At 41.2% G+C, this 26,372-nt stretch carries 29 protein-coding genes and 2 riboswitches; of the genes, 5 read left to right on the forward strand and 24 right to left on the reverse strand.

Features of this window, described 5'->3' with window-relative positions; translation table 11 throughout:
- Nucleotides 1-2: 2 nt before the first annotated feature.
- The 7 genes from AC6I9F_RS07075 to AC6I9F_RS07105 all read right to left on the reverse strand — a co-directional run bounded on the left by AC6I9F_RS07075 (nt 3) and on the right by AC6I9F_RS07105 (nt 5,101).
- Nucleotides 3-872, reverse strand: a complete 870-nt coding sequence (locus tag AC6I9F_RS07075) for a branched-chain amino acid ABC transporter permease (protein ID WP_000941427.1) — start codon at nt 870-872, stop codon at nt 3-5.
- 115 nt (nt 873-987) lie between these two features.
- Entirely contained in the window at nt 988-2,148 is a 1,161-nt protein-coding gene (locus AC6I9F_RS07080) for an ABC transporter substrate-binding protein (RefSeq protein WP_138700164.1), read from the reverse strand.
- Between the two features lie 83 nt (nt 2,149-2,231).
- Nucleotides 2,232-2,498: a YlbG family protein gene (locus AC6I9F_RS07085; RefSeq protein ID WP_050236911.1), complete on the reverse strand. Its 267-nt coding sequence runs from the start codon at nt 2,496-2,498 to the stop codon at nt 2,232-2,234.
- A 78-nt stretch (nt 2,499-2,576) separates the two neighbouring features.
- Nucleotides 2,577-3,167: an ATP-dependent Clp protease proteolytic subunit ClpP gene (gene clpP / locus AC6I9F_RS07090; protein WP_000613475.1), complete on the reverse strand. Its 591-nt coding sequence runs from the start codon at nt 3,165-3,167 to the stop codon at nt 2,577-2,579.
- Nucleotides 3,168-3,339: 172 nt separating this feature from the next.
- Nucleotides 3,340-3,969 (reverse strand): uracil phosphoribosyltransferase, encoded by a 630-nt coding sequence (upp, locus tag AC6I9F_RS07095; protein WP_054370555.1) that lies wholly within the window; start codon nt 3,967-3,969, stop codon nt 3,340-3,342.
- Between the two features lie 88 nt (nt 3,970-4,057).
- Complete coding sequence (locus tag AC6I9F_RS07100; protein WP_000136976.1) at nt 4,058-4,525, reverse strand: deoxycytidylate deaminase; 468 nt, start codon at nt 4,523-4,525, stop codon at nt 4,058-4,060.
- A gap of 18 nt (nt 4,526-4,543) precedes the next feature.
- Nucleotides 4,544-5,101, reverse strand: a complete 558-nt coding sequence (locus tag AC6I9F_RS07105; protein ID WP_000004136.1) for a TetR/AcrR family transcriptional regulator — start codon at nt 5,099-5,101, stop codon at nt 4,544-4,546.
- A 124-nt stretch (nt 5,102-5,225) separates the two neighbouring features.
- Here AC6I9F_RS07105 and AC6I9F_RS07110 point away from each other — a divergent pair, with 124 nt between their 5' ends.
- From AC6I9F_RS07110 to AC6I9F_RS07120, 3 genes are read left to right on the forward strand one after another with little or no spacing between them, the layout of a single operon-like run.
- On the forward strand, nt 5,226-6,071 hold the full coding sequence (locus AC6I9F_RS07110) for a DegV family protein (RefSeq protein ID WP_498021322.1): 846 nt from the start codon (nt 5,226-5,228) through the stop codon (nt 6,069-6,071).
- A gap of 57 nt (nt 6,072-6,128) precedes the next feature.
- Entirely contained in the window at nt 6,129-7,301 is a 1,173-nt protein-coding gene (aao, locus tag AC6I9F_RS07115; RefSeq protein WP_498021324.1) for an aminoacetone oxidase, read from the forward strand.
- 48 nt (nt 7,302-7,349) lie between these two features.
- Nucleotides 7,350-7,871, forward strand: a complete 522-nt coding sequence (locus AC6I9F_RS07120; RefSeq protein WP_498021326.1) for a DUF1697 domain-containing protein — start codon at nt 7,350-7,352, stop codon at nt 7,869-7,871.
- 41 nt (nt 7,872-7,912) lie between these two features.
- Here the strand turns inward: AC6I9F_RS07120 and AC6I9F_RS07125 are convergent, their stop codons facing one another.
- Nucleotides 7,913-8,653, reverse strand: a complete 741-nt coding sequence (locus AC6I9F_RS07125; RefSeq protein ID WP_498021328.1) for a MerR family transcriptional regulator — start codon at nt 8,651-8,653, stop codon at nt 7,913-7,915.
- Nucleotides 8,654-9,038: 385 nt separating this feature from the next.
- Here AC6I9F_RS07125 and AC6I9F_RS07130 point away from each other — a divergent pair, with 385 nt between their 5' ends.
- Nucleotides 9,039-10,379 carry a sodium-dependent transporter gene (locus AC6I9F_RS07130; RefSeq protein WP_498021330.1) on the forward strand — a complete coding sequence of 447 codons (1,341 nt, stop codon included), beginning with the start codon at nt 9,039-9,041 and terminating at the stop codon, nt 10,377-10,379.
- Nucleotides 10,380-10,419: 40 nt separating this feature from the next.
- Here the strand turns inward: AC6I9F_RS07130 and manA are convergent, their stop codons facing one another.
- The 9 genes from manA to AC6I9F_RS07175 all read right to left on the reverse strand — a co-directional run bounded on the left by manA (nt 10,420) and on the right by AC6I9F_RS07175 (nt 19,399).
- Nucleotides 10,420-11,364, reverse strand: a complete 945-nt coding sequence (gene manA / locus AC6I9F_RS07135) for a mannose-6-phosphate isomerase, class I (RefSeq protein ID WP_498021332.1) — start codon at nt 11,362-11,364, stop codon at nt 10,420-10,422.
- Nucleotides 11,365-11,482: 118 nt separating this feature from the next.
- Nucleotides 11,483-12,922, reverse strand: coding sequence for a 6-phospho-beta-glucosidase (locus AC6I9F_RS07140; protein WP_498021334.1), 1,440 nt, complete (start codon nt 12,920-12,922; stop codon nt 11,483-11,485).
- A gap of 129 nt (nt 12,923-13,051) precedes the next feature.
- The gene (locus tag AC6I9F_RS07145) at nt 13,052-13,312 is read right to left on the reverse strand and encodes a SemiSWEET family transporter (RefSeq protein ID WP_498021336.1); all 261 of its coding nucleotides are present in this window, start codon (nt 13,310-13,312) and stop codon (nt 13,052-13,054) included.
- A 178-nt stretch (nt 13,313-13,490) separates the two neighbouring features.
- The gene (locus AC6I9F_RS07150; protein ID WP_173233699.1) at nt 13,491-13,646 is read right to left on the reverse strand and encodes a hypothetical protein; all 156 of its coding nucleotides are present in this window, start codon (nt 13,644-13,646) and stop codon (nt 13,491-13,493) included.
- A gap of 282 nt (nt 13,647-13,928) precedes the next feature.
- Nucleotides 13,929-14,276 (reverse strand): VOC family protein, encoded by a 348-nt coding sequence (locus tag AC6I9F_RS07155; RefSeq protein WP_498021338.1) that lies wholly within the window; start codon nt 14,274-14,276, stop codon nt 13,929-13,931.
- 110 nt (nt 14,277-14,386) lie between these two features.
- On the reverse strand, nt 14,387-16,162 hold the full coding sequence (gene spxB, locus AC6I9F_RS07160) for a pyruvate oxidase (RefSeq protein ID WP_112443465.1): 1,776 nt from the start codon (nt 16,160-16,162) through the stop codon (nt 14,387-14,389).
- 206 nt (nt 16,163-16,368) lie between these two features.
- Nucleotides 16,369-18,612 (reverse strand): heavy metal translocating P-type ATPase, encoded by a 2,244-nt coding sequence (locus tag AC6I9F_RS07165; RefSeq protein WP_498021340.1) that lies wholly within the window; start codon nt 18,610-18,612, stop codon nt 16,369-16,371.
- 9 nt (nt 18,613-18,621) lie between these two features.
- Nucleotides 18,622-18,993 (reverse strand): cupredoxin domain-containing protein, encoded by a 372-nt coding sequence (locus AC6I9F_RS07170; protein ID WP_498021342.1) that lies wholly within the window; start codon nt 18,991-18,993, stop codon nt 18,622-18,624.
- A 10-nt stretch (nt 18,994-19,003) separates the two neighbouring features.
- Complete coding sequence (locus tag AC6I9F_RS07175; RefSeq protein ID WP_485674787.1) at nt 19,004-19,399, reverse strand: CopY/TcrY family copper transport repressor; 396 nt, start codon at nt 19,397-19,399, stop codon at nt 19,004-19,006.
- Between the two features lie 183 nt (nt 19,400-19,582).
- A riboswitch (TPP riboswitch) is annotated at nt 19,583-19,680 on the forward strand.
- 83 nt (nt 19,681-19,763) lie between these two features.
- Here AC6I9F_RS07175 and thiD point away from each other — a divergent pair.
- Nucleotides 19,764-20,555, forward strand: coding sequence for a bifunctional hydroxymethylpyrimidine kinase/phosphomethylpyrimidine kinase (thiD, locus tag AC6I9F_RS07180; protein ID WP_498021344.1), 792 nt, complete (start codon nt 19,764-19,766; stop codon nt 20,553-20,555).
- A 197-nt stretch (nt 20,556-20,752) separates the two neighbouring features.
- Here the strand turns inward: thiD and thiE are convergent, their stop codons facing one another.
- The 7 genes from thiE to AC6I9F_RS07215 are packed head-to-tail and all read right to left on the reverse strand — an operon-like array spanning nt 20,753 to nt 26,011.
- Nucleotides 20,753-21,385: a thiamine phosphate synthase gene (gene thiE / locus AC6I9F_RS07185; protein WP_498021346.1), complete on the reverse strand. Its 633-nt coding sequence runs from the start codon at nt 21,383-21,385 to the stop codon at nt 20,753-20,755.
- Complete coding sequence (gene thiM / locus AC6I9F_RS07190; RefSeq protein ID WP_498021347.1) at nt 21,378-22,181, reverse strand: hydroxyethylthiazole kinase; 804 nt, start codon at nt 22,179-22,181, stop codon at nt 21,378-21,380. The genes thiE and thiM overlap by 8 nt, the downstream gene beginning before the upstream one ends.
- The gene (gene thiW / locus AC6I9F_RS07195) at nt 22,181-22,705 is read right to left on the reverse strand and encodes an energy coupling factor transporter S component ThiW (RefSeq protein ID WP_020900146.1); all 525 of its coding nucleotides are present in this window, start codon (nt 22,703-22,705) and stop codon (nt 22,181-22,183) included. Before thiW ends, thiM begins: the two co-directional genes overlap by 1 nt.
- Nucleotides 22,706-22,709: 4 nt before the next feature.
- Entirely contained in the window at nt 22,710-23,402 is a 693-nt protein-coding gene (gene tenA / locus AC6I9F_RS07200; protein ID WP_498021349.1) for a thiaminase II, read from the reverse strand.
- Nucleotides 23,403-23,412: 10 nt separating this feature from the next.
- Nucleotides 23,413-24,063 carry an energy-coupling factor transporter transmembrane component T gene (locus AC6I9F_RS07205; protein WP_498021351.1) on the reverse strand — a complete coding sequence of 217 codons (651 nt, stop codon included), beginning with the start codon at nt 24,061-24,063 and terminating at the stop codon, nt 23,413-23,415.
- A gap of 1 nt (nt 24,064) precedes the next feature.
- Entirely contained in the window at nt 24,065-25,450 is a 1,386-nt protein-coding gene (locus tag AC6I9F_RS07210; protein ID WP_173233687.1) for an ATP-binding cassette domain-containing protein, read from the reverse strand.
- Nucleotides 25,451-26,011 carry an ECF transporter S component gene (locus tag AC6I9F_RS07215; protein WP_173233684.1) on the reverse strand — a complete coding sequence of 187 codons (561 nt, stop codon included), beginning with the start codon at nt 26,009-26,011 and terminating at the stop codon, nt 25,451-25,453. It abuts the gene before it with no gap.
- A gap of 155 nt (nt 26,012-26,166) precedes the next feature.
- A riboswitch (TPP riboswitch) is annotated at nt 26,167-26,255 on the reverse strand.
- Nucleotides 26,256-26,372: the final 117 nt, after the last annotated feature.

Raw genomic sequence — 26,372 nt, forward strand, 5'->3', positions numbered from 1 at the left:
GTTTACACCTTCTCTTTCACATTTTTACCAAGGATACCAGCTGGGCGGACAATCAAGATCAACAACAAGATTCCATAAACAATGGCATCACGGAAGTCTGACATTCCAAAGGCTGTCGCAAAGGTTTCCAATAGACCAATCACAAAGCCACCAAGAGCCGCACCAGGAATGATTCCGATACCGCCAAGTACTGCGGCAACGAAAGACTTAAGACCTGGAGTAACCCCCATCAAAGGCTCAAGAGAGTTATAGTAGAGGGCAATCAGAACACCAGCCGCACCCGCAAGAGCTGAACCTAAAGCAAAGGTAAAGCTGATAGTACGATTTACATTGATCCCCATCAATTGCGCTGCATCGCTATCTACAGATACAGCACGCATGGCTTTCCCCATCTTAGTCTTTTGGACAATGACTTGTAACAAAATCATCAAAATCAAGGAAATGGCCAAAATCATTAACTGCACGTTTGTTAGGCTAACTGGTCCCAAATCATAGCGAACTGTTTGAATCGCTTGAGGGAAGGCGCGAGTATTGGCACCAACCAGATAGACCATGCCATACTCCAGTAGGAAAGAAACCCCAATAGCCGTAATCAAAACAGCAATACGCGTAGAGTGGCGCAAAGGTCGGTAAGCAAGGAACTCAATCACGACACCAAGAATGGCTGTCGCTAGCATCGCTACAATAAGCGCTACAAAGAAATTCATTTGGAAAGAATTGATCAAGAAATAACCGATAAAGGCTCCCATCATATAAATATCACCGTGGGCGAAGTTGATGAGCTTGATAATTCCGTAAACCATGGTATATCCTAGGGCTAACAGCGCGTATACACTACCTAGAATCAAACCATTTACTAGTTGTTGGAGCATAGGATTCACTCTTTCTATTTATAATTCCGAGGGTTGCCCCTCACTTTTGATAGGTTCTTAAACATCGAAACAGGGAGTGAGTCCGAGGCTCATTCCCTATTTCAACATTTTTCTATTATGGTTTTACAACTTCTGCTGCTTCAACCTTACCATTGTTCATGGTCATCATGTAAGCAGTTTTGACTGTGTTGTGGTCTGCATCGAAGCTTGTTTGACCAGTTACACCTTCAAAATCTTTTGTTTTAGCAAGGTTATCCTTGATTTCACCAGAGTTTTTAGCACCTTTTGCTGCATTTGCTACAAGGTGAACTGAGTCATAAGCCAAGGCTGCAAATGTTGAAGGCTCTTCATTGTACTTAGCACGGTATGCATCAAGGAAGGCTTTTGCTTTAGCTGAAACTTCTACAGTAGTTGAGAAGCCTGAGATAAAGTAGATGTTTGATGCTTTTTCAGCAGTTGCTTGTTGTACAAACTCTTCACCGTTGAATCCATCACCACCAACGATTGGTTTGTCAATTCCCATACCACGCGCTTGGTTTACAATTTTACCAGCTTCAGTGTAGTAACCAGGGACGATGATAGCATCAAAGTCTTTCCCTTTCATTTTTGTAAGGGCTGCTTGGAAGTCTGTGTCACCTGCTACGAAAGTTTCATCTGCAACGATTTCACCCTTGTAGGATTCTCGGAAAGATTTAGCAATCCCTTTAGCATAGTCACTGGCATTGTCAGTGTAAAGAACCACTTTCTTAGCATTTAATTTTTCAGAAACATAGTTTGAGATAATTTTTCCTTGGAAGCTATCTTGAAAAGTTCCGATAAAGAGGTAATCTTGACCTTTAGTCAACCCATCTTGCGTCGCACTTGGTGAGATCAATGGAACACCTGCTTTTGTAGCATTCGCTACCGCAGCTGCAGTTGCACCAGATGTCGCAGGTCCTACGATTGCTGATACTTTAGATTGAGTTACAAGGTTAGTTGTTACTGAAGCAGCCTCTGCTGTTTCAGACTTGTTATCTTTATCGACTACTTCGATTTGTTTTCCATCGATACCACCTGCGGCATTGATTTCGTCAACAGCCAATTGGGCACCTTTTTGTTCAGATGTTCCGTAGGCAGCTACGGCACCAGTTTCTTCGAAGTTAAATCCGATTTTAATTGTCTTTTCCTCTACTGAGTTACCAGCAGTGTTAACTGCTCCAGACTTCACTTCTCCACAGGCTGCAAGAAGTGCTACACTTGCAAGCGCCACAAAGGATAGGGCAAATTTTTTCTTCATCTTTTTTGTCTCCTTATTTCTTAAATAGTCTGTTAAGAATATACCGAATTATCAGAAAATTGTCAACACTTTTCTTTAAATTTTTATCTGATAACGTTTTCCTCTCGATAAAGATTGCCCACAAAGGGTGTTTCCAGCTCTTGGATATGACAAACTCTGACTTTTTTGATAAACTTTTCCTTGCCCAAGCGCCCGACTAATTGCTCCATTTCTTGAGTTGGAACATAGAGTTGTAAGTAACGATGTTTCTTGGAATGATAGGTAATATCTCCATAATCCTGCAGTTTTTTGGCATCACGATTATAGTAAAGATAGATAATCAAGCCAGATCGATTGACTTTTTCAAACATGGTAAATCCTCTTTCTAAGAAATCTCTCCCTATTATACCAAAAAAAGCAAACCCAGTCGAGTTTGCCTCCTTTGATTATTAGTTCAATGAATTGTTGGCCATGATTTCATCAATAAAGCCATATTCAAGTGTTTCTTGGGCACTCATCCAGTTATCGCGTTCTGCATCTGCGTGAACTTTTTCGATTGACTGACCTGAATTTTCAGCCAAGATTTTTTCCAAGGTGTTACGAGTTTTAAGCAAGTGTTCTGCAGCGATAGCCATATCAGTTTGTTGGGTACCACCACCTGTACCACCCATTGGTTGGTGAATCATATACTCTGCATTTGGAAGCATGAAACGTTTGCCTTTTGCTCCACTTGATGCAATGACTGTACCCATAGATGCAGCCATTCCCATAACGATGGTTTGGACATCTGCCTTGATAAAGTTCATGGTATCAACGATTGCCAAACCAGCTGATACAGAACCACCAGGTGTATTGACATAAAGGTAAATATCTTTTGTACTATCTTGGGCATCTAAGAAAAGCAATTGGGCAATAACAGAGTTGGCCATGTTGTCTTCAACTGGACCTGTCAGCATAATGATGCGGTCTTTGAGAAGACGTGAGTAAATATCGTATGAACGTTCTCCACGGCTTGTTTGTTCAATAACTACAGGAATCATTTATTTCTCCTTTTGAGTTTTAATTTTGTTGGTCAAATGACTGAAGATAAGACTATTATAATATCTTGGTCAAAAAAGGTCAAATTTTTGCTCTGTTTTCATTAGACAGAAACAAAAATTCAACCTCCTTTCGTGACTGGAACTTCTTTTCCAAGTCAATCTCTTTTTAATTTTATTTTGTACCGAACAAGCGGTCTCCAGCATCTCCAAGACCTGGAACGATATAACCGTGTTCGTTCAAACGTTCATCCAAGGCTGCTGTAAAGATTTCTACATCTGGATGAGCTTCTTGAAGGGCTTTTACACCTTCTGGAGCAGATACAAGGCAGACAAATTTGATATTTGATGCGCCACGTTTTTTAAGAGAATCAACAGCCAAGATTGCTGAACCACCTGTTGCCAACATTGGGTCTACGACAAAAATTTGACGTTGGTCAATATCTTCAGGCAATTTCACCAAATACTCAACTGGTTGAAGCGTTTCTTCATCACGGTACATACCGATGTGACCAACCTTAGCAGCTGGAACCAAGCTCAAGAGTCCATCGACCATCCCGATACCTGCGCGCAAGATTGGAACGATGGCCAATTTCTTACCTACCAATTGTTTTTGAACTGTTTTTGTAATTGGTGTTTCGATTTCCACATCTTCTAGTGGAAGATCACGAAGTACTTCATACCCCATCAACATTGCAATCTCATCTACTAGCTCACGAAAAGCTTTTGTGGAAGTATCTGTACGACGCAAGATTGACAATTTGTGTTGAATCAGCGGGTGATTAATAACTTCAATTTTTCCCATTTTTGGAATTCCTTCTTTCAATTTATTCTTCTTATTATACCAAAAAACGGTTTAAAAATCTTTCTAAACCATTTATTTTTGATATTTTTTACATTAGATCAGCCTCTTTAAGAGCTGTCTGTACGGTCTCAAGTGGTAAATGAGTCAATTCTGTTCCCTTTTCTTGATAGAGGTATTGGGCGTAGTCATCCATTCGGTACTGGTTGATATAAACCACACGCTTACAACCGACCTGAAGCAATTGTTTTGTACAGTTGAGACAAGGAAAATGGGTTACATAGGCTGTAAAGCCTTTAGGAACACCACGTTCTGCACCTTGAAGGATAGCATTGACCTCAGCGTGAAGGGTGCGAACACAGTGACCTTCAATGACCAGACATTCGTGGTCAATACAATGCTCGGTACCTGACACCGAACCATTGTAACCAGTGGAAATCACCTTATTATCCTTAACCAGAATTGCACCCACTTTAGCGCGTTTACAAGTGGAACGATTGGCAATTAGTAATGCTTGGGCTGCAAAATACTCATCCCAGGCCAGTCTTTTTTCAGTCATATCTCTTCTCCTTTTTCTCTATTTTTTAAAAAATGGTAACCGTAAATCTGCAATCTTTTCAGCAGGTACCTTCATGCCATCCTTAATCCATTTTAGAAGGACAGAGACGATAGCCGAGCTCCAGAAGGAATGAAGATAAGAGCTGACACCTTTTGATTTTCCATGGTATTTTTCCAGAAACTCCTGCATGGCTTGGACAAAGATTTTTTCCAGATGGTAATCCAAGGCCAGTTGAATCACTCTGGCTTCCTTTCTGGCCTCTCGGAAAAGGTGAACCCAGACCAGATAAAGGTCTGTCTTTAAATCATAATGATGCAACTGTTCCATAATATTGTGGACAGTTCGTTTAAAGACACTTTCTAAAATCTCCTCTTTGGAATCATAATTGCGGTAAAAGGCCGCACGCGAAACGCCTGCACGTTTGACCAATTCAGAAATACTAATCTTGGTCAGGTCCTTTTTTTCCAAGAGCTGCAAGAGGGCTGTTTCGATGGCTTCTCTAGTTAATAAATTCGATTCTTGGTTTGATTTTCTGAGATTTTCAAGAGACTTTTCAGAGATTCTACGTTCAGACATAACATTTTCTTTCTACTTGTCACAACAGATGGATGAGGCTTTTGTTTCAAGGGCTTTCATGATATAATTGTAAAAAAAGACAGAACCTTTGTCAATGTATAACTGACAAAGATGGAGAATTTCTATGACTTGGAAGATTATTGCTGACTCTGGTTGTGATTATCGTCAGCTGGCAACACCAGCTATTGATACGACCTTTGTGAGTGTTCCCTTAACCATTCAAGTAGCTGATCAGGTCTTTGTTGATGATGCCAGTCTTGACATTGACCAAATGATGGAAACCATGTATGCAACTGCAGAAGCTTCAAAATCAGCTTGTCCAAGCCCAGATGATTATTTGCGAGCATTTGAAGGAGCCAAAAACATTTTCCTAGTAACCATCACTGGTACTCTTTCTGGCAGTCACAATAGTGCTCAACTAGCTAAGAATATTTATCTGGAAGAACATCCTGATACTAAGATTCATGTAATTGATAGTTTGTCTGCTGGTGGGGAAGTTGACTTGCTCGTAGAAAAATTGAATGATTTGATTGACCAGGGCTTGTCTTTTGAAGAAGTGGTTGAAGCTATCACCGCCTATCAAGAAAAAACCAAGTTGCTCTTTGTCCTAGCTAAAGTCGATAACTTGGTGAAGAACGGCCGTTTGAGCAAGCTTATCGGTACGGTCGTTGGCCTTCTAAATATCCGTATGGTCGGAGAAGCTAGTGAAACTGGAACCCTCGAATTGCTACAAAAAGCACGAGGACCAAAGAAATCAGTTCAAGCCGCCTATGATGAGTTAGTAAAAGCAGGATATGCTGGCGGTCGTATTGTCATGGCTCAACGCAATAACGAAAAATGTTGCCAACAGCTTTCAGACCGAATCCGTGAAAATTTCCCACAGGCGGATATTAAAATTCTCCCAACATCTGGTCTCTGCAGTTTCTATGCAGAAGATGGCGGTCTGCTGATGGGATATGAAATTGATTAATTGCATTCTTGACAAGAGGTGACTTCATCTCTTGTTTTTTTGTGGTACAATAGAGCTATGAAACATTTTGATACTATTGTCATCGGTGGAGGACCTGCTGGCATGATGGCTACGATTTCCAGTAGCTTTTATGGTCAGAAAACCCTCCTCATCGAAAAAAATCGGAAACTTGGGAAAAAATTGGCTGGGACTGGTGGAGGACGTTGCAATGTGACCAACAATGGTAGCTTGGACGACCTACTAGCTGGAATCCCTGGGAACGGACGCTTTCTCTACAGTGTCTTCTCCCAGTTTGATAACCATGATATCATTAACTTTTTTACAGAAAATGGTGTTAAACTTAAGGTCGAAGACCACGGACGCGTCTTTCCTGCTAGTGACAAGTCTCGTACCATTATCGAAGCTTTAGAAAAGAAAATCACTGAGCTAGGTGGCCAAGTTGCTACTCAAACCGAAATTGTTTCGGTTAAAAAAATCGACAACCAGTTTGTCCTTAAGTCCGCAGACCAAACCTTCACTTGCGATAAACTCATTGTCACAACTGGTGGTAAATCCTATCCTTCTACTGGTTCGACTGGGTTCGGTCACGAGATTGCCCGTCATTTTAAACACACCATTACCGAGCTTGAAGCAGCTGAAAGTCCTTTGTTGACAGATTTTCCACACAAGGCGCTTCAAGGAATTTCACTGGACGATGTGACCCTAAGTTATGGCAAACATGTCATCACTCACGATTTACTCTTTACCCACTTTGGTTTGTCAGGCCCTGCTGCCCTGCGTATGTCTAGTTTTGTAAAGGGTGGGGAGGTTCTCTCACTGGATGTTTTGCCTCAACTTTCTGAAAAGGACTTGGCGGTATTCCTAGAAGAAAATCGTGAAAAATCCTTGAAAAACGCTTTAAGAACTTTATTACCTGAGCGTTTGGCAGAATTTTTTGTACAAGGCTATCCAGAAAAAGTCAAACAGCTTACTGAAAAAGAACGAGAACAACTTGTCCAGTCCATTAAAGGACTTAAAATTCCTGTAACTGGTAAAATGTCTCTTGCCAAGTCCTTTGTTACCAAAGGGGGCGTCAGTCTCAAGGAAATCAATCCCAAAACTCTAGAAAGTAAGCTGGTACCTGGACTCCACTTTGCTGGCGAGGTCATGGATATCAATGCCCACACGGGTGGGTTTAACATCACTTCTGCCCTCTGTACTGGTTGGGTGGCGGGATCAAACCCAATCTAAATCTGAATTATTTAATGGCTAAATCAGCCCCAAAAGAAAGGAAGTCCTTTGGAACATATTATCTTGTTAAGGGGAGTTACTCCTAATGGAAAAAATGCTATCCCTAAAATGTCTTATCTAGTAGATATCTTAACAGAAGCCGGTTTTCAACAAGTTCGAACCTATATTCAAAGTGGAAATATTATTCTTGAAAGTAACTTAGCTCTCGAAGAAATACGAGAACAGGTTCATACTCTAATAAAGGAAAAGATTGGAGCCAATCTCAAAATAATCATTAAGAATAAGGATGATTTTGAAAACATTGTCCAAGAAAACCCGTTTGGAGAACACTATCTTTATGACCGTATACACGTGATTTTTTATCAAGAATCTATTCAAAGCCTCCCTTTAGACAAATTGAAAATCGATTACGGTGAAGAAGAAATTTGTATCGGTAACCATTGTCTTTACCTCTATCTCCCTAGAACTGCAAAACAAAAGAAACTCCATACCAACTATCTTGAAAAGCTTTTTAATGTAGATTTGACAATGCGAAAACTAAATGTAGTAGAAAAATTATTAAGCAAGTAGTACTTGAATTTAGTAAAAATCGGAAGAATACTCCTCCGATTTTATTTTGTCTGAGTTTGGACATAGTGGGCAATCACATCTGATGTGTACTGGGCTGTTCCAGTACCAAATTTGTCAATGTTTTCCTTAAATTCTGGGTTGTAGACGTAGCCTTTACCGATATGACCGAATACCTCAATAGAGCAGTCAAATCCATAAGTACGGATGGCTTGCAAGAGTTTAGCAGCTTCTTCTTGGTTTTCTGTTGCTGTTACAGGTATACCAGCTTGAAGATTTTGTGACAAGGCTCGAAAAACTTGGTTGAAGGCAGCCGTAGCTTCGTCTTCGTGACCTTTCTGGCGCTCCAGCGCTTGGTCCATGACTTCTTGACCATATTTCTCTACCGCCTCTTGGTGGTATTTTTGATGATCTTGGTAGTTAAATCCAGCGAATTTCTCTTGAATGCTCATTTCTCTTTCTCCTTTTTGTTCTTGAATGGTTTTTTGCAAGGTTGAAATCAAGGTATCCAGATGTTCCCTTTCTCGAGTCAAATAGTCCAACTGTCTGGTCAAGTGAGGCAACAAATCTGATCTATCTCCCTTTAATAGCTCTGCTATTTTTTCTAAGGAAAAGCCTAGATATTTATAGTAAAGAATGACCTGAAGACGTTCCAAATCTTCTTTACTGTAGATTCGATAACCGTTTTCTGACTTTAAAGGAACTAAGAGTCCTATCTTGTCATAGTGGTGCAGGGTCTTGACAGAGACGCCCGAAAGCTGCGCAGCTTCTTTTATATGGTACATGATTTCCTCCTTATACTCAATGAAAATCAAATAGCAAACTAGAAAGCTATCCGCGGGTTGCTCAAAGCACTGCTTTGAGGTTGTAGATAAGACTGACGAAGTCAGTCACATATATAATCCAAGGCGACGCTGACGCGGTTTGAAGAGATTTTCGAAGAGTATTACATTGATAGTATAACCCCTCCCCTTAGGTCAGAGTCAAGCGTTTTTGCGAAATTTTTTACTTTATCATAACATGAAAATGGTTTTCTTGACAGACCTTAGAAAACATGATAGGATAGTCAAGTCTATCAATCAAAAGAAACACTCACTTTGAGTACTGATGAGGCTATTTGCCAAGGGCAGTAGCTTTTTCTTTTGTAACACTAATTTTAGGAGTTTAACTATGTCTGAAAAATCGCAATGGGGTTCTAAACTGGGCTTTATCCTAGCATCTGCTGGTTCAGCCATCGGACTTGGTGCCGTTTGGAAATTCCCTTATATGACTGCTGCTAACGGTGGAGGAGGCTTTTTACTAGTCTTTCTCATCTCCACTATTCTAATCGGTTTCCCTCTTTTGCTTGCAGAATTTGCCCTCGGCCGAAGCGCTGGTGTCTCAGCTATCAAAACCTTTGGAAAACTGGGCAAGAATAGCAAGTACAACTTTATCGGTTGGATTGGTGCCTTTGCCCTTTTTATCCTTCTCTCTTTCTACAGTGTTATTGGGGGATGGATTTTAGTCTATCTAGGCATTGAGTTTGGAAAATTGTTCCAACTTAGCGGAACGGATGATTATGCTCAGTTATTTACTTCAATCATTTCAAATCCAGCCATTGCGCTTGGAGCTCAAGTAGCCTTTATCTTATTGAATATCTTCATTGTATCACGTGGGGTTCAAAAAGGGATTGAAAGAGCTTCGAAAGTCATGATGCCCCTGCTCTTTATCATCTTTGTCGTCATCATCGGTCGTTCTCTCAGTTTGCCAAATGCCATGGAAGGGGTTCTTTACTTCCTCAAACCAGACTTTTCAAAACTGACCAGTGCTGGCCTCCTCTATGCTCTGGGACAATCTTTCTTTGCCCTCTCACTAGGGGTTACAGCCATGCTGACCTATGCTTCTTATTTGGATAAGAAAACCAATCTGGTCCAATCAGGAATCTCCATCGTAGCCATGAATATCTCGGTATCCATCATGGCAGGGCTAGCTATTTTCCCAGCCATGTCAGCCTTCAATATCCAGTCTGAAGGGGGACCGAGCCTGCTCTTTATCGTCTTGCCTCAACTCTTTGACAAGATGCCTTTTGGAACCATTTTCTACATCCTCTTCCTCTTGCTCTTCCTCTTTGCGACGGTCACTTCTTCCGTTGTTATGCTGGAAATCAATGTGGGCAATATCACCAATCAGGACAACAGCAAGCGTGCTAAATGGAGTGTTATTTTAGGAATTTTGACCTTTGTCTTTGGAATTCCTTCAGCCCTATCTTACGGTGTTATGGCGGATGCTCACATCTTTGGGAAGACCTTCTTTGACGCTATGGACTTCTTGGTTTCCAATCTCCTCATGCCATTTGGAGCTCTCTGCCTTTCACTTTTTACAGGCTATATCTTTAAAAAGGCTCTTGCAATGGAGGAACTCCATCTCGATGAAACGGCATGGAAACAAGGACTTTTCCAAGTCTGGCTCTTCCTTCTTCGTTTCATCATTCCAATCATCATCATCGTGGTCTTCATCGCCCAATTTATGTAATCAAAAAGGACTTGAGTAGTAAACTCAGGCCCTTTCTTTTTTATGGATGGCTAACAATCAATTCCAAACCTTTCCCTTCCAGAGTCCAAGCCTCAACATCACTAGGTAGGATAAAGTGGCTACCTTTTTGAATTGAATAGTTTTTTCCATCAGCAGTTAGCTGACCTTGACCAGCTAAGACACTGAATAAGCTGTAATCAGCTGTCTTTTCGAAGTCAACTTTTCCAGTAATTTCCCACTTGTAAACTGCAAAAAAATCATTGGATACAAGGAGAGTTGAGCATAAATCATCAGCTTTGACAGTTACAGGACGGCTATTTGCAGGCTCACCAATGTTCAAGACATCAATGGATTTTTCAAGATGAAGCTCACGCAAGTTGCCATTATCATCCCTACGGTCAAAGTCATAGACACGGTAGGTTGTGTCACTAGATTGTTGTGTTTCAAGGATTAAAATACCTGCACCGATAGCATGCATGGTGCCACTTGGCACATAGAAGAAATCTCCAGCTTTAACTGGTACTTTTGTCAACAAAGCATCCCAATTCTTGTCCTCAATTTGCTGACGGAGTTCTTCTTTTGACTTGGCATTGTGACCGTAGATAATCTCTGAACCTTCATCCGCAGCGATGATGTACCAGCATTCTGTTTTTCCAAGTTCGCCTTCATGCTCGAGTCCGTAAGCATCGTCTGGGTGAACTTGGACGCTGAGCCAGTCGTTGGCATCGAGGATTTTGGTCAAAAGCGGAAATACAGGTTCTGGACGATTGCCAAACAATTCACGGTGTTCTGCATACAAAGTTGCTAGGTCTGTTCCCTCGTAACGACCATTTGCCACCTTTGAAACTCCATTTGGATGAGCTGAGATGGCCCAGTATTCCCCTATTTTTTCTCTTGGGATGTCGTAGCCAAACTCATCACGTAGCTTGGTTCCACCCCAAATTTTTTCTTGCATAACTGATTGTAAAAATAATGGTTCTGACATGTCAATCTCCTGTCTGTTTTCTCCTTTCATTATAGCAAAAAAAGAGTTTCAATTGAACTCTTTTTCACATCTTATAAAGTAGGGAGAAGATTTTATAAAAATAGTAAACAAATGTGCTCTACTTAATACTTGCACCATTGCTGGCAATGACATCCTTATACCAGTAGAAGGATTTCTTCTTGCTCCGTTTGAGAGTCCCATTTCCTGCATTATCTCGATCTACATAGATAAAGCCATAGCGCTTATTCATTTCGCCTGTTCCAGCTGAAACCAGATCGATACAGCCCCAAGTCGTATAACCAAGCAAGTCAACTCCATCGTTGTAAATAGCATCTCGCATGGCCTTGATATGAGCCTCTAAGTAAGCAATCCGATAGTCATCTGCTACATAACCATTCTCATCTGGCGTATCCATAGCACCGAGACCGTTTTCCACGATAAACATAGGCTTTTGATAACGATCCCAGATGGCATTGAGGGTGATACGAAGACCAAGTGGGTCAATCTGCCACCCCCATTCTGATGATTCGAGATAAGGATTTTTGATAGAGGCAAAGACATTTCCAGCGGTCAGATCCCTCACTTCTGGATCTCCTGAGGCTACTCGACTTGCATAGTAAGAGAAGGAAACAAAGTCAACAGTGTGATTCTTTAACAAATCTAAATCTTCTGTGGTCATTTCAAGCTCAATTCCTTCACGTTCCCACTGCTTCTTGGCATAATTTGGGTATTCCCCACGCGCTTGAACGTCAATGAAGAAGTAACTCTTGCGTTCTTCCTCCATGGCTGCCCAGTAGTCTCTCGGATGGGCTGTGTTGGGATAGTATTGCCCTGCTGCCAACATACATCCAACCTTGTTTTCTGGGTCAATTTCGTGGGCAATTTTCGTCGCAAGGGCTGAAGCCACCAACTCATGGTGAGCCGCTTGGTATTTAACCTGTTCTTGATTTTCTCCTTCTTCAAAACAGAGCCCAGCTCCCATAAAGGGGGCATGGAGAATCATGTTGATTTCGTTGAAGGTAAGCCAATATTTGACCAAACCCTTATAGCGGGTAAAGAATGTGCGACAAAGTTTTTCATAGAAGTCTAACATGCGACGATTGCGCCAACCACCGTATTTTTCAATCAAGTGCATAGGACAGTCGAAATGCGTGATAGTCACTAGAGGTTGGATTCCATACTTGTGACATTCCTTAAACAAATCCTCATAAAAGGCTAGACCAGCTTCATTTGGCTCCGATTCATCACCCTTAGGAAAAATCCGAGTCCAAGCAATGGAAAACCGATAGGTCTTAAAGCCCATTTCTGCAAAAAGAGCAATATCTTCCTTGTAATGATGGTACATATCAATGGCTTCTTTGGCTGGGTAAAAATAACCCTCCTCAAACGAAAACATCTTTTTCTGACCTGTGATAATGGCTTCACGGTCAGGACCGATTGGAACAACATCCACGTTGGCCAATCCACGACCGTCTAAATTATAAGCACCTTCACATTGATTAGCTGCCGTAGCACCACCCCAGAGGAAACCATCTGGAAATTCTAGTCTTTCTGTCATCACTTTACCTCACTTGATTTATTACTTCTATTATACTAAAAAAGGAGATAAAAAGTTTGAAACTATATGGATAATGATGTCCTGAGCTTGCTCACATGTACGAAAAAAAGACTGAAAGCAGTCTTCTTTTTAAATCAAAGCTGTAATAGCCGTTACTAAACCAAAAACGATACCCGGTGCATTGGCAGCTGCAAGTGGAATATCTCTTTCGTTTTTGAAAAGACCATAGTAAACCCAGAGACTACAGTTGATAGCTGCGACTAGGGGTTGAATGAAGTTGCCTTTTTGACCGGCAAGATTATTCATGATTTGTGGGAAGTAAGACACATACATCATAACAGACATAAAGGTCGCTACCCACCCCAACACTTTCATTTGTTTTTCAGACATTTTCAAAACCTCTTTTATTCTTTTATACTTTCTATTTTATAATTTAATACAAAAATAAGCAAGACTTTAAGACTTTTATTATAAAAATGTAAACTATCACAGTCTTGTAATAAGAAACAGACCGGATTGCTCCGATCTGTTTGATCCATAAAATGTAAAAATGAATAGCTATTGTCAATCAATGGATGGACTGATTGATTGTCAGTAAGCCGTGGTTAATTATTGCTGCAATATCTTCAAGACCATGCAAAATAAAACTTCCTATAATCAGTCCTATAATAACTGAACAGATAATCATGGTCACACAGATTAGATAAATATCCTTTTTTTGCATCTCTTTCCTCCTACTATCTATTCATGGAGATATTTCAATCCCAAGTTCCAATGAAATAAGAAAATCCACTTACTACAGCTGTTTAATCATATTTCTCCTTTCCATATCAGTTTCATTTTCTACTGTTATATTTTTATTATAAGATTTTAAGAAAGCGCTGTCAGTTATTTATATGCAATTTCTTTATATTAAAAAGACCGGATTGCTCCGATCTTTCAATAGTTCCTATTCTCAATTTCTGTTTTAAAAATAGCTAAGGTTAACGTCAAATGACTAAGCGCCTTATTTTATACGATAAAAATCAATCACTAGACCAGCAGGACCTTTAACTAATAAGGACTCTGTCCCCCAATCGGTTAGAGCTGGACCGTTTAAAACCTGGATACCAAGCTCTTTCAACCGTTGGTAGTTCTGGTCTACATCCTCAACCTCGATATGAATAATGATTCCTGACTGAAAATTTTCCAAAGGAACCAAATGATTTTGGGACAACATCAAACAGTGACTGCCAATCGTAAACTGAGCAAAACCTTGGTCAACATAGTCTGCCTGTTTATCCAAAATACGCTCCAAGTCAGCACAGACTTGGGGAACATCTGAAATGATAATATCTAATTGATTTAAATCCATTTACTATCCTCCATAAAAAGACCGGATTGCTCCGATCTTTTCAAGTTTCTCTCTATGAAAATCAAAGAATAAAATCTACAAGTTTTATATTTGATTTTCGGCTAGAGGAATTATTTAATTGCGCGTGATTGCAATCCTTCTTCTTCCAAGAAGAGACGAAATGGTACGAGTTCTTCTGCTTCGTATTTTTCCTTGAAGGCTTTGATTGCTTCTTCTGAGTGTTGTTTTGGATCCAACTCAAGTACTTCTACTGGAAGTGGACGGTGTGGAGTGATGCGAGCATCGATCACAACAGTTTTACCTTCTTTGTTCAATTTAACAGCTTCTGCAACAACTGCATCGATGTCTTCGATACGGTCAACTGTAAATCCTACAGCACCTTGTGCTTCAGCGATTTTCGCATAGTCAGCATTAGAGAAGTCACAACCAAACAAGTGTTTGTTTGTGTCTTCGTATTTGTCCTTGATGAAGGCATATTTACCATTTGAGAAGACAACGTTGATAACTGGAAGGTCGTATTGAACGTTTGTGATAACGTCTGGGTAGCACATGTTGAATGCACCGTCACCCATGATGTTCCATACTTGGCGATCTGGATTGTCTTTCTTAGCAGCGATACCACCAGGCAGGGCAATACCCATTGTCGCAAAGAGTGGAGATGTACGCCACATGTTCTTAGGTGTCATGTGAAGGTGACGAGTAGATGTTTGAGTAGTGTCACCTACGTCGATTGAGTAGATAGCGTCTTGATCAGCATGTTTGTTGATTGCATTGTAAACTTGATACAATTGCAATTCACCCTCAGTTTTACCTTCGAGTTTGTTCATGTAATCACGCCAGTTTTGGTTGTTCTTAACGTTTGCACGCCACCATGGAGTAGATTCAACTGGGTTCACTTTGTCAAGGATAGCTTTAGCTGCTTGACCTGCGTCACCAAGGATAGATGCGTCAAGGGCATGACGTTTACCAAGTTTGTAAGGGTCGATATCGACTTGGATGAATTTTTCAGTATTCTTGAATGCTTCGTAAACTTCAGCAAATGGGAAGTTTGAACCAAGGAAAAGAACTGTGTCTGCTTCAAAGACCACTTCGTTAGCTGGTTTCCAACCAACACGGTAAGCAGAACCTGTCAAACCTTCATAGTTCCATTCGAAAGCTTCAAAGTTTTTACCAGTTGTGATGATTGGTGCTTTGATTTTACGTGACAATTCAGTAATCACTTCACCAGCTTTAACACCACCGTAACCAGCATAGATAACTGGACGTTCAGCATTGTTCAAGATTTCAACAGCTTTGTCGATTTCAACTTCGTTCAAGGCAGGAGCGATAAATGAACGCTCGTATGAACCTGAACCATAGTATGAGTTTTCGTCGATTTCTTGGAAACCGAAGTTTACTGGGATTTCAACAACAGCTGGACCTTTTTTAGAAACTGCAGCACGGCAAGCTTCGTCGATTACTTTTGGCAATTGCTCAGCGTAAGCTACACGTTTGTTGTATACAGCGATGCCGTTGTACATTGGGTTTTGGTTCAATTCTTGGAAAGCATCCATGTTGAGTTCGTTAACTGGACGTGATCCAAGGATCGCTAGGAATGGAGTGTTATCCATAGCTGCATCGTAAACACCGTTAATCAAGTGAGTCGCACCTGGACCACCTGAACCAACTGCAACCCCGATTGAGCCACCGAATTTCGCTTGCATAACCGCTGCAAGAGCACCTGTTTCTTCGTGGCGAACTTGCAAGAAGCGGATATCTTTTTCTTCAGCCAAAGCGTCCATCAATGAGCTGAGTGTTCCTGATGGGATACCGTAGATTGTGTCTACGCCCCATGTTTTCAATACGTTAAGCATTGCTGCAGATGCAGTAATTTTCCCTTGAGTCATAGTGATAACTCTCCTTCAATTTTTTTAGACTTGGAGAATACGATTACATAGAATTGGAAACGTTCTCCAAACTTTTACTATTCCACTGTATCATATTTATGCTGACTTTTCTAAAAATCTGCTCAAAACTCTCTATTCTCTATTCTAATACAGTTTTGAAAATGCTGCTATCCCTGTTTTATAACAAAGAAATCTAGTCATTACTTTTAGTCTATTTTAGTAAAGTTTAACAGAAGAGAACTGGTCAAAACAGATACAGAACTAAAGGCCATGGCTAGACCTGCCAGTTCTGGATTGAGGGCCAGTCCAACACCAGAAAAGACTCCTGCTGCAATCGGAATTCCGACAACATTGTAGATAAAGGCCCAGAAAAGATTGAGCAGAATTCGATGGAAAGTTTTCTTACTCATATCAAAGGCACGCACCACTCCTAAGAGGTTATTGGTTGTCAACACCAAATCGGCTGACTCGATAGCGATGTCTGTTCCAGCTCCCATGGCAATCCCCACATCTGCTACACTAAGGGCAGGAGCGTCATTGATACCGTCCCCAACAAAGGCTACTTTGCCAGCCGCTTGTAGTTTATGGATTTCATGAGCTTTTTCTTCTGGCAAGACACCTGCAATGACCTCTTCGATTCCGATCTGATCGGCAATCGCACGCGCCACACCTGCATTGTCTCCTGTCAGCATGACTGTTTTAAGACCTCGTTTTTTCAACTGACTGATGGCAAGCTTAGCATTTTCCTTAGGAATATCTTGCAAAGCAAGCAAGCCTTTGATTTCATTGTCAACAGCCAAGAAAACAACTGTCTTAGCTTCTTTTTCCAGTTCTTCTAGTTTTTCTTGATAAGTGCTAGAAATGTTCATGCCATCCAGCATTTTAGCATTTCCAAGCAGAACTTGTTTTCCATTGATTTGCCCTGAGACACCTTTTCCGTGCAAGGCTTGGAAATTTTCAACATTGTGAAACTCAAGTCCAGCTTCACTCGCTCGTTTCACAACGGCTTCAGCCAGTGGGTGTTGAGAAGCTTCTTCCAAGGAAGCTGCCAATCCAAGCACTTCTACTTCGTCGCCGATGATATCTGTGACCACAGGTTTCCCTTCCGTCAAAGTCCCGGTCTTATCAAAGACGATAGTTTGAACTTTCTGGATTTCCTGTAGAACCATTCCATTTTTGAGGAGAACTCCCATCTTGGCACTGCGTCCTGTCCCCACCATAAGAGCTGTCGGTGTTGCAAGTCCCAATGCACAAGGGCAGGCAATAATCAAAACAGCCACCCCATAGAGAAGAGAAGAGACAAAACTCGCTCCAAGCACAACTACACTATCCCTGAGCAAGACGAACCAAACCCAAAAGGTCACAATCCCTAAAATGACAACTGCTGGGACAAAAATGCCTGAAATTTTATCCGTCAAGTCCTGAATCGGCGCACGACTTGTCTGAGCTTTCTTCACAAAATCCACAATCTGAGCCAAAACAGTCTCTGAACCAACTTTTTCTGCTCTAAAAACAAGTGTTCCACTATTATTGATGGTTGAACCAATGACGGTATCTCCAACTGTCTTGTCCACAGGCAGACTCTCACCTGTCACCATAGACTCGTCAATACTAGAGATACCTTCTACTACGACACCATCAACCGCAATCTTTTCACCGGGACGCACTCGAATCAGGTCACCTACCTTGACTTGTTCCAAGGGGACTTGAACATAATTATCCTCACGCAAGACTTCTGCAGTTTTAGCCTGCAAGTCCAGCAATTTCTCCACAGCTTGGGAAGTATTTTTCCGCATTTTCTCCTCAAAAACGGCTCCCATAAGAACGAAGAAGAAGATAAATGCAGCACTTTCAAAATAAACAGGGAGGCCAGCGAAGAGGGCAACTAAGCTATAGAAATAGGCCACTAGGGTTCCCAGAGCAACCAAGGTATCCATGTTGGCATTGTGCTTTTTAAAACTAGCCCAAGCACTTTGGATATAAGGACCACCTGCTACTAGCATAATCGGTGTTGTGGCTAAAAAGGTGCCCCAACGCATGACTTGGTGACTAATTCCTCCTGTCGACATCCCAATCATGAGAATCACAAGAGGCACAGTAAAGATACTGGTAATCCAAAAACGCTGGAGTAGGGATAGAGATTTTCGAGTCTTCTCTACGACTGTATAACTTCCCTTTTGCATCTTCATGCCACAAGAAAATTCATGTTGCCCTAATTCTTGAGGTGTAAAACGAATGACTTTCTCCTCATCCACGCCGATTGGTTCCAAGATACCTTCTTCTTCAAACAGAATTTCCTTATAACAGTTTGAAGGAGTGGCGCGATGAAAGGTAATCTCAGCTGGAATTCCCTTTTGAAGCTGGATATGGGCTGGATGGTAGCCTTTGTCTGCCGTGATACGGATTTTTTGAACACCATTTTCAAGACTTGCTTTTACAATTTCAGTCATATCATTCTCCTATTCTACAATCATCTTACCGTGCATCATATTCATGCCACAAGAGAAACCATACTCTCCAGCCTGCTCAGGCGTGATTTCCACTACATACTCTTCCCCCATAGGCAGGTCCGCATGTACACCAAAATCTGGAAAAACAATTTGGTCCAGACAGGGTGAAGGGTCCTTACGGTCAAAGACAATGCGGGCTGGCACTGATTTTTTGAGGATAATCAACTCAGGCGCATAGCCCCCCATGACCTCCACTCGAATCTCTTGGTAGCCGTTTTTTTGCTGAGCCTTTTGTCCAGATTTTTCAGGCTTTTTGAAAAACCAAAACAAGATAAAGGCGATAAGGGCAATACAAATAATGGTTACAATACTATTTAACATGACGTCTCCTTTACATACAATTACATTTTACTTCTGTCACAGCGCTTGATTTCTTCTCAGAAATCACAGCTTCCAAGTCTTCCAAGTCAGCCTGAGTAAAATCACATTCAGCAATCAAATCAGCCAACAAGTTCTTAATCCTACGAGAACAAACCTTGTCCTTGATATCTTTAACAAGCAAGTCTCGACTTTGGTCCAAAGTTAAAAGTGCTGAATAGACAAAGGACTTGCCTTCTTTTTTCCTCGTCAGGCACTCTTTCTCAACCAAACGAGCCAAAAGAGTCTGAATGGTCGACTTGGACCAGTCGAACCGCTCAGCCAGAACCCTGATTAAATCCGTACTGGTCTGCTCTCCTTGCATCCAAATAATCTTCATGACCTGCCATTCTGCATCTGAAATCTGCATCATCACACCTCCTAAATCTACATTTGTCAATTACAATTATTAGTATACTTCAAAAATCTACATTTGTCAATTATAAAATCAATCTTTTCTTTGAAAAATTGAATTTTAACCATTTGATAAAGGATTTGCAGTCAAATATTACTATATAAACAATAAAAATATGCTATACTAAAGAAAAAAGAAAACAACCACTAGGGGTGCGTAAAGCTGAGATTAACAACTGTTAGACCCTTTGACTCAATCTAGGTAATGCTAGCTGATGGAAGTGGAAATGATAATGGGGACTAGCAGTCTTCTATTACCTTTCTAAAACAGACCAGCTTGTTCTTAAGAATACAAACTTCAGTTGGTTGGGAGGTTTTAGATGACTTATTTACCCGTTGCTTTGACCATTGCAGGGACTGACCCTAGTGGCGGTGCTGGCGTTATGGCTGATTTAAAGTCATTCCAAGCGAGAGATGTCTATGGAATGGCCGTTGTGACTAGCCTTGTTGCTCAAAATACCAGAGGCGTTCAATTGATTGAGCACGTTTCTCCTCAAATGTTGAAAGCCCAATTGGACAGTGTCTTTTCTGATATTCCACCTCAGGCTGTAAAAACTGGAATGTTGGCAACTACTGAAATCATGGAAATCATCCAACCCTATCTTAAAAAACTGGATTGTCCCTATGTCCTTGACCCTGTTATGGTCGCTACGAGTGGGGACACTCTGATAGATACTAGTGCCAGAGACTACCTAAAAACAAATCTGCTTCCCCTTGCAACCATCATCACACCCAATCTTCCTGAGGCAGAAGAGATTGTTGGTTTTTCAATCCATAATCCAGAAGACATGCAACGTGCTGGTCGCCTGATTTTAAAAGAATTTGGTCCTCAGTCTGTGGTCATCAAAGGTGGCCATCTCGAAGGCGGTGCCAAGGATTTCCTCTTTACCAAGGATGACCAATTTGTCTGGGAAAGTCCACGAATTCAAACCTGTCATACACATGGTACTGGATGTACCTTTGCGGCAGTGATTACGGCTGAACTAGCCAAGGGCAGAAGTCTTTATCAGGCAGTTGATAAGGCCAAGGCCTTTATCACGAAAGCTATTCAAGATGCCCCTCAACTCGGTCATGGTTCTGGTCCAGTCAACCATACAAGCTTTAAAGATTAAAAAAAACTCTCTAGTTCCCACTTTAAGGGAATTAGAGAGTTTTTATACTCTTCGAAAATCTCTTCAAACGACGTCAGCTTTATCTGCAACCTCAAAATACTGTTTTGAGCTGACTCTTATCTAAAACCTCAAGGCAGGGCTTTGAGCAACCTGAGGCTAGCTTCCTAGTTTTCTCTTTGATTTTCATTGAGTATTAGTTAGGAAATAATGTCATCCAACTTTGATAAAAAGGCTTGGGTTTTTGCCTCAATATCTTCTGCCTGCATCAGATCGCGTACGACTGCTACTCCAGCTATGCCAGTGCCAATAAGCTGGTCAATATTCTCTGAAGTCAAGCCTCCAATAGCAACTACTGGAATGGCAACCGTTTGGCAAATTGTTTTCAAGGTTGAAATCAGGGTGATAGGCGCATTTTCCTTGGTGGTAGTTGGGAAAATGGCTCCTGTCCCCAAGTAATCTGCACCTGATGTTTCTGCTTCCAGAGCTCTTTTTATTGTTTTAGCAGTTACACCAAGGATTTTTTCAGGTCCCAAGACTTGTCGGGCAACCGAAACTGGTAGTTCATCGTCTCCGATATGCAGACCAGCAGCATCAACCGCAAGACAAACATCCAAACGATCATCGATTATCAAGGGTACCTGATAGGCATCTGTTATTTCCTTGACTTGTTTTGCCAGTTGATAATATTGATTGGTTGTGAGATTTTTTTCTCGTAATTGAACTATGGTAACACCTGAACGGCAGGCAGTCTCAACTTTTGCAAGAAAGCTTTCCACGGAATCTTGATAGCGATTGGTTACCAGATATAGTCTAAATGCTTCTCTATTCATAAACTTCTCCTTTGATAGCGTCTAGCCAGTTTTCATCTCTTTTGAGGAGCGAAAGCTGATTGAGTACTTGGTAACGAAATTCTTCCAATCCCATTCCTTGAAAAACTATTCTCTCAGCGGAGATATTGAGATAAGAAACCGCTAGACACGAAGCTACAAAGCCAGTCTTTCCTTGGCTGAGAAAAACAGCTGTTAAAGCTCCAACCAAATCTCCTGTCCCTGTTATCCAGTCTAACTCTGCACAGCCATTCTCCAATACAGCGACCTGATTCTTCGAAACGATAAGGTCCTTGGGGCCTGTGACTAAGAATGACATACCAGGATAGGTCTGACACCAGTCTTTCAAGACTTGAAGCAAATCCTCCGTTTCTTGGTCTTTAGCACTCGCATCGACCCCAACGCCGTGGTGTTTTAAGCCAACAAGACTTCGAATTTCTGACATGTTTCCTTTAAGGACTTTAGGTCTATAGTCTAAAAGGTCTTTAACTAAGCTCTTACGAATGGATGAAGCTGTTACGCCAACTGCATCTACTACCATTGGGAGAGAAACTTGAGTTGCATAAGAAGCTGCCATACGGATTGCTTTTTCCTTCTCAGCTGACAAATGCCCCAAATTGATGAAGAGAGCCTGGCTTTGCTTAGTAAAATCAAGAACCTCACGGGGATCATCTGCCATGACAGGTTTGCATCCCAGAGCCAAAATCCCATTTGCCAGCATCTCACAAGAAATCTCATTGGTAATACAGTGAATAAGAGAACTCGTTTCCAGAGAAAAAGGATTTGTCAATTCCTGCATCAGTCTATCCTTTCAGCAAAGAAATATCCCTGCACTTTTTTAAAGAATTCCTGCTTGATTAAAAATCGAAAGGCAATAAAGGAAATCGCTGTACCAATCAAGGTTGCTCCGAAAAATCGAGGCGTGTAGATAAACCAGCTGAGCTTGGCCGCAGATCCCGTAAAGAGAACCATGACAGGATAGGAAACAATAGAACCAATAATACCTGTTCCCAAAATTTCTCCCAAGGCAGAAAAGTAAAATTTTCGACCATACTTATAAAAGAGACCTGCTAGAAGGGCTCCAAAAGTCGCTCCTGTGAGAGCTAAAGGTGGAATCCCTTGAGTCGTCATACGGATAAAGGCTGTCACTGTAGCCATAACCAAGGCATAAACAGGTCCCATCATGATTCCTGCTAGAATATTGACTACACTGGACATCGGTGCCATTCCCTCAATCCGAAAGATAGGCGTAAGGACTACATCAAGGGCAATCATCATGGATAAAATGGTTAATTTGTGAACTTGTAATTGGTGCTTTCTCATGTTTCTATTCTTCTCCTGTCTCTAAAGACTGTAAATCACTCTTCCATGTCTGGTGTTGGTAGGCCATTTGCCAAAACTTGGCTTCCATATGAACACTGATGTGGAAGGCATCTAGCATTTTTTTCTTGTCTGTCTCGTCACTTTCTCGATAGAGTTGATTGACCAGCGCTCCCTCTTCTCTGATCTGCTGCTCTAACTCATCCGTAATATACGTTTCAATCCATTGTTGGTAGAGAGGATTTGGTGATGGTTTACGATTAAGTGATTTGCCTATATCATGATATAGCCAAGGACAAGGCAGCAAGCTCGCAAATGCAATGCCCAAGTTTGGCTCTGCAAATTGACGATAAATATGAGAAATGTAATGATAACAGGTTGGAGCGATTGGATGTTGCTCCATTTCCTGGTCGCTGATTTCCAATTCCTTGAAAAATTGTTGGCGGATAAATAACTCACCCTCCACTAGACTCTGAGCATTTTGTTTCAAGAGTCTTTTCATCTCTTGGTTTGAAGTCTTATCAGCCAAAAGGTGATAGATTTCTGAGAAGGCCTTCAGATAGTAGGCATCCTGAATCAGGTAATAGCGGAAAATGGCAGGTTCTAAATTCCCCTCTTGTAATTGTAAAATAAAGGGATGATGAAAGGAAGCCTGCCAAGCTTTCTTGGATAATTCCATCGCAATATCTGTAAATTCCATAATAACTCCTTTATAAAAATAGACTGGTTTGAAGCAATAAAAAGAAAAGCAGGTAGATGAATATTGTCCTTTGAGGAATATAAAAAGTCCTATAGCTATTCTTCAACTGTGCATGTTCGTCATATCCATGCGCCGACAGAGCTCTCAGGTAAAGATGGCGCCACCTAAAGACTGTCATCAGAACCTTGCTGTAAATCAAGGGAGACCAAACATGCAGTTCTTGACCGCGTAATAAGCACGCTTCCTTGAGGGACTTGATTTCTTGCTGAATAAGGGGAAAGGAATTGAATACCACAATCAAGGCATAAGCCCAAGACCGTGATAGCCCCTTTTGAGCCAAGTATAAAAGAAGCTCTTTTAGGGAAATAGAGGAAACAAAGACAAGACCAATACAAACGGTAACAAAGGCCCTCGTTCCAAGTATGACTGCCTGCGAAGCATCTCCATGTAACTGAACTGCCCAGTAGTTGGCAAAGGATGGCAAAATGGCAAGCAGAATCATCCAAGCCAATACTTTAAATCTACGGTAATAGAGCATAAAGAGAATACAAAATGCAACTACCGAGAGATTAAGAGCAATCGAAGGAATGAAAGATGTTTCCAAGGATAAAATCAGCAAAAAGAGACTGATAATCGGTGTCTGGGTTGCTACTTTGACCATACTATCTCACCTCCCCTTGGGTATTGCTACTCTGAGATGTGAGTGGTTTGGTAATTGTCACTGCTTTCACATGACTGAGACCCTGACTAGTCATCTCAATCCAATAATCAACCACAGAGATCAAGGGATCCAAACGATGGCTAATGATCAGAAAACTTCTTCCTTGATTTCTCTCCTCCACAATCCACTGACAAAAATAATGACAAGCTCTATCATCCAAACCTGCAAAAGGTTCATCTAGTAAAATCACAGAAGCCTTGCTGGTCAAGATGGTCAAAAGCTGAAGAATCTTTTGCTGACCACCACTTAATTGATAGGGACTCTTATCAAGTTCCTTCTCCAGATCAAAATATCGTAAGGCTTGAAGAATACGCTGATTTCTTTCAGAATCAGGTCCATCTAATTGAAGTTCCTCTCGCAGACTGGATCGAATAAACTGCTTCTCAGCTTCCTGAACCACACCCGTCAGGTCATGATACAAACTCTTTTTCTTTTTCAGAACTGTCCCCTTCCAGGTAATGCGCCCCTTATACTTTTGAAATTGAAGAATGGAGCGAAAGAGGGTTGATTTCCCGACACCATTATCACCCAAGATACAGGAAATTCCTTGGTAGAATGTGAAATCTGCAATCGAAAAGAGGGGGCGATTATTCAGCTCACAAGTTGTTTTGTCCATATGGAATAGTTCTGGGCTAGAAGCAACCTCCTTTGAAGCAACCTGTGTCATTTCAGAGGTAGGGATTTGAAACACTTCCCTTAGTTGACCATCTCTTAGCTCCACCATATGGTCAATATAGGCTTCATAGTCCGTTAAATCATGGTCGCACAAAATAACTGTCTTCCCATCAGAGACCAACTCTTTTAGAATCTCCAATATCTCTATCCTACTCTTGCGGTCAATGGAAGCGAAAGGCTCATCCAAGAGATAGACCCTAGGATTCATAGCAAAGAGAACAGCCAAGGCAGCCTTTTGCTTTTCTCCACCTGATAAGTGATGGATGGGACGGTGCAAGATCTTCTCACAGCGACATTGTCGAACCACCTCTGCTATTTTTGAATCAATTTCCTGAAGGTGATAGCCGATATTCTCCAAGGTAAAAATCAGCTCCTCAAACAAGCTCTCCATGGTAAATTGATGATTAGGATTTTGAAAGAGAATACCAACCGTCTGGACACGTTCGATGATAGAAAGCTGACTGACCTCGCTCCCATTTATCAGTACTTGACCGCTATAGGGAAGAGAACTAACTTGGGCAATCATTTGAAAGAGACTCGATTTTCCAGAACCACTGCTCCCAACCAACAAGGTAAAAGCTTGCTCATGAAAAGTAAAATCAATCGGTTCCGAAAAAATTGGGGACTGAATCTCCCGTAATTCCAGACCCATCTATGCTTTTCCTCCAGCTGCAAACTGATGATAAAGTTTGACAATGGCACGAACCAAGATGGTACAGAAGAAAAAGACGGAAATAAAACGTACCACTAGCAAGGAAAGTACAAAAGGCACTGAAAAGGCGTAGTAACCTAACTTAATGTATTCATAGACAAAGCTAACAAGCGTAATCCCAATACTATTGGCAGTTAGAGAGAGCCAACTTTCATAGCGATTCTTGGTTACGATAAAACCAAGTTCACTTCCCAAACCTTGAACCAAGCCAGACAAAAGGGCACCTAGCCCGAATTGGCTACCATAAAGGACTTCAGCAAGCGCAGCTAGCACTTCTCCAATCGTTGCACTTCCGACTCTCGGAACAAAGATGGCAGCAATGGGCGCAGCCATACACCAGAGTCCAAAAAGGATTTCATTGGCAAAAGCCTGTAAACCAAGAGGTGTTAAGAGTAGGCTGAGAATATTATACACATATCCTGAACCAACGAAAACCCCACCAAAAAAGATAGACAAGAAAGCAAGCAAAATAACATCTTTTAACTGCCATTTTTTCAACATAAAAAACTCCTTTTTAAAGAAAAGTGGGGTGCTCAAGGTGAGCTGCCAAAAGGCTTTATAACACCTTCATCCAGTTTCGTAAAAGAAAAAACTCTAATTACAGATAGGAATTAGAGTTCAGCTTACAAGATTAGACCGTTCTTTTCGACATACGAAAAAAGCGTTTCACATTTCCCTTCGCCAGTCTTAACTGTATCAGGTTCAATGGGTATCATCTCAGCCTAAAGCACCCCAAATGTCTTTATTATTTAATTATGTGATTATTATAACACACATTTTATACTAGTTCAAGAAATTGAACTGGAAATACAGCCTTGCACTCACAAAGACAGCAGATCTTTCTTTTGCAAAAAACAAATGA

The organism is Streptococcus nakanonensis (assembly GCF_059738785.1).

Excerpts from the sequence above, each read along its gene's own strand:
- AC6I9F_RS07075 (WP_000941427.1), bottom strand. The coding sequence starts at position 872 with ATGCTCCAACAACTAGTAAATGGTTTGATTCTAGGTAGTGTATACGCG.
- AC6I9F_RS07080 (WP_138700164.1), bottom strand. The coding sequence starts at position 2,148 with ATGAAGAAAAAATTTGCCCTATCCTTTGTGGCGCTTGCAAGTGTAGCA.
- AC6I9F_RS07085 (WP_050236911.1), bottom strand. The coding sequence starts at position 2,498 with ATGTTTGAAAAAGTCAATCGATCTGGCTTGATTATCTATCTTTACTAT.
- clpP (WP_000613475.1), bottom strand. The coding sequence starts at position 3,167 with ATGATTCCTGTAGTTATTGAACAAACAAGCCGTGGAGAACGTTCATAC.
- upp (WP_054370555.1), bottom strand. The coding sequence starts at position 3,969 with ATGGGAAAAATTGAAGTTATTAATCACCCGCTGATTCAACACAAATTG.
- AC6I9F_RS07100 (WP_000136976.1), bottom strand. The coding sequence starts at position 4,525 with ATGACTGAAAAAAGACTGGCCTGGGATGAGTATTTTGCAGCCCAAGCA.
- AC6I9F_RS07105 (WP_000004136.1), bottom strand. The coding sequence starts at position 5,101 with ATGTCTGAACGTAGAATCTCTGAAAAGTCTCTTGAAAATCTCAGAAAA.
- AC6I9F_RS07110 (WP_498021322.1), top strand. The coding sequence starts at position 5,226 with ATGACTTGGAAGATTATTGCTGACTCTGGTTGTGATTATCGTCAGCTG.
- aao (WP_498021324.1), top strand. The coding sequence starts at position 6,129 with ATGAAACATTTTGATACTATTGTCATCGGTGGAGGACCTGCTGGCATG.
- AC6I9F_RS07125 (WP_498021328.1), bottom strand. The coding sequence starts at position 8,653 with ATGTACCATATAAAAGAAGCTGCGCAGCTTTCGGGCGTCTCTGTCAAG.
- AC6I9F_RS07130 (WP_498021330.1), top strand. The coding sequence starts at position 9,039 with ATGTCTGAAAAATCGCAATGGGGTTCTAAACTGGGCTTTATCCTAGCA.
- manA (WP_498021332.1), bottom strand. The coding sequence starts at position 11,364 with ATGTCAGAACCATTATTTTTACAATCAGTTATGCAAGAAAAAATTTGG.
- AC6I9F_RS07140 (WP_498021334.1), bottom strand. The coding sequence starts at position 12,922 with ATGACAGAAAGACTAGAATTTCCAGATGGTTTCCTCTGGGGTGGTGCT.
- AC6I9F_RS07145 (WP_498021336.1), bottom strand. The coding sequence starts at position 13,312 with ATGTCTGAAAAACAAATGAAAGTGTTGGGGTGGGTAGCGACCTTTATG.
- AC6I9F_RS07150 (WP_173233699.1), bottom strand. The coding sequence starts at position 13,646 with ATGCAAAAAAAGGATATTTATCTAATCTGTGTGACCATGATTATCTGT.
- AC6I9F_RS07155 (WP_498021338.1), bottom strand. The coding sequence starts at position 14,276 with ATGGATTTAAATCAATTAGATATTATCATTTCAGATGTTCCCCAAGTC.
- spxB (WP_112443465.1), bottom strand. The coding sequence starts at position 16,162 with ATGACTCAAGGGAAAATTACTGCATCTGCAGCAATGCTTAACGTATTG.
- AC6I9F_RS07165 (WP_498021340.1), bottom strand. The coding sequence starts at position 18,612 with ATGACTGAAATTGTAAAAGCAAGTCTTGAAAATGGTGTTCAAAAAATC.
- AC6I9F_RS07170 (WP_498021342.1), bottom strand. The coding sequence starts at position 18,993 with ATGTTAAATAGTATTGTAACCATTATTTGTATTGCCCTTATCGCCTTT.
- AC6I9F_RS07175 (WP_485674787.1), bottom strand. The coding sequence starts at position 19,399 with ATGCAGATTTCAGATGCAGAATGGCAGGTCATGAAGATTATTTGGATG.
- thiD (WP_498021344.1), top strand. The coding sequence starts at position 19,764 with ATGACTTATTTACCCGTTGCTTTGACCATTGCAGGGACTGACCCTAGT.
- thiE (WP_498021346.1), bottom strand. The coding sequence starts at position 21,385 with ATGAATAGAGAAGCATTTAGACTATATCTGGTAACCAATCGCTATCAA.
- thiM (WP_498021347.1), bottom strand. The coding sequence starts at position 22,181 with ATGCAGGAATTGACAAATCCTTTTTCTCTGGAAACGAGTTCTCTTATT.
- thiW (WP_020900146.1), bottom strand. The coding sequence starts at position 22,705 with ATGAGAAAGCACCAATTACAAGTTCACAAATTAACCATTTTATCCATG.
- tenA (WP_498021349.1), bottom strand. The coding sequence starts at position 23,402 with ATGGAATTTACAGATATTGCGATGGAATTATCCAAGAAAGCTTGGCAG.
- AC6I9F_RS07205 (WP_498021351.1), bottom strand. The coding sequence starts at position 24,063 with ATGGTCAAAGTAGCAACCCAGACACCGATTATCAGTCTCTTTTTGCTG.
- AC6I9F_RS07210 (WP_173233687.1), bottom strand. The coding sequence starts at position 25,450 with ATGGGTCTGGAATTACGGGAGATTCAGTCCCCAATTTTTTCGGAACCG.
- AC6I9F_RS07215 (WP_173233684.1), bottom strand. The coding sequence starts at position 26,011 with ATGTTGAAAAAATGGCAGTTAAAAGATGTTATTTTGCTTGCTTTCTTG.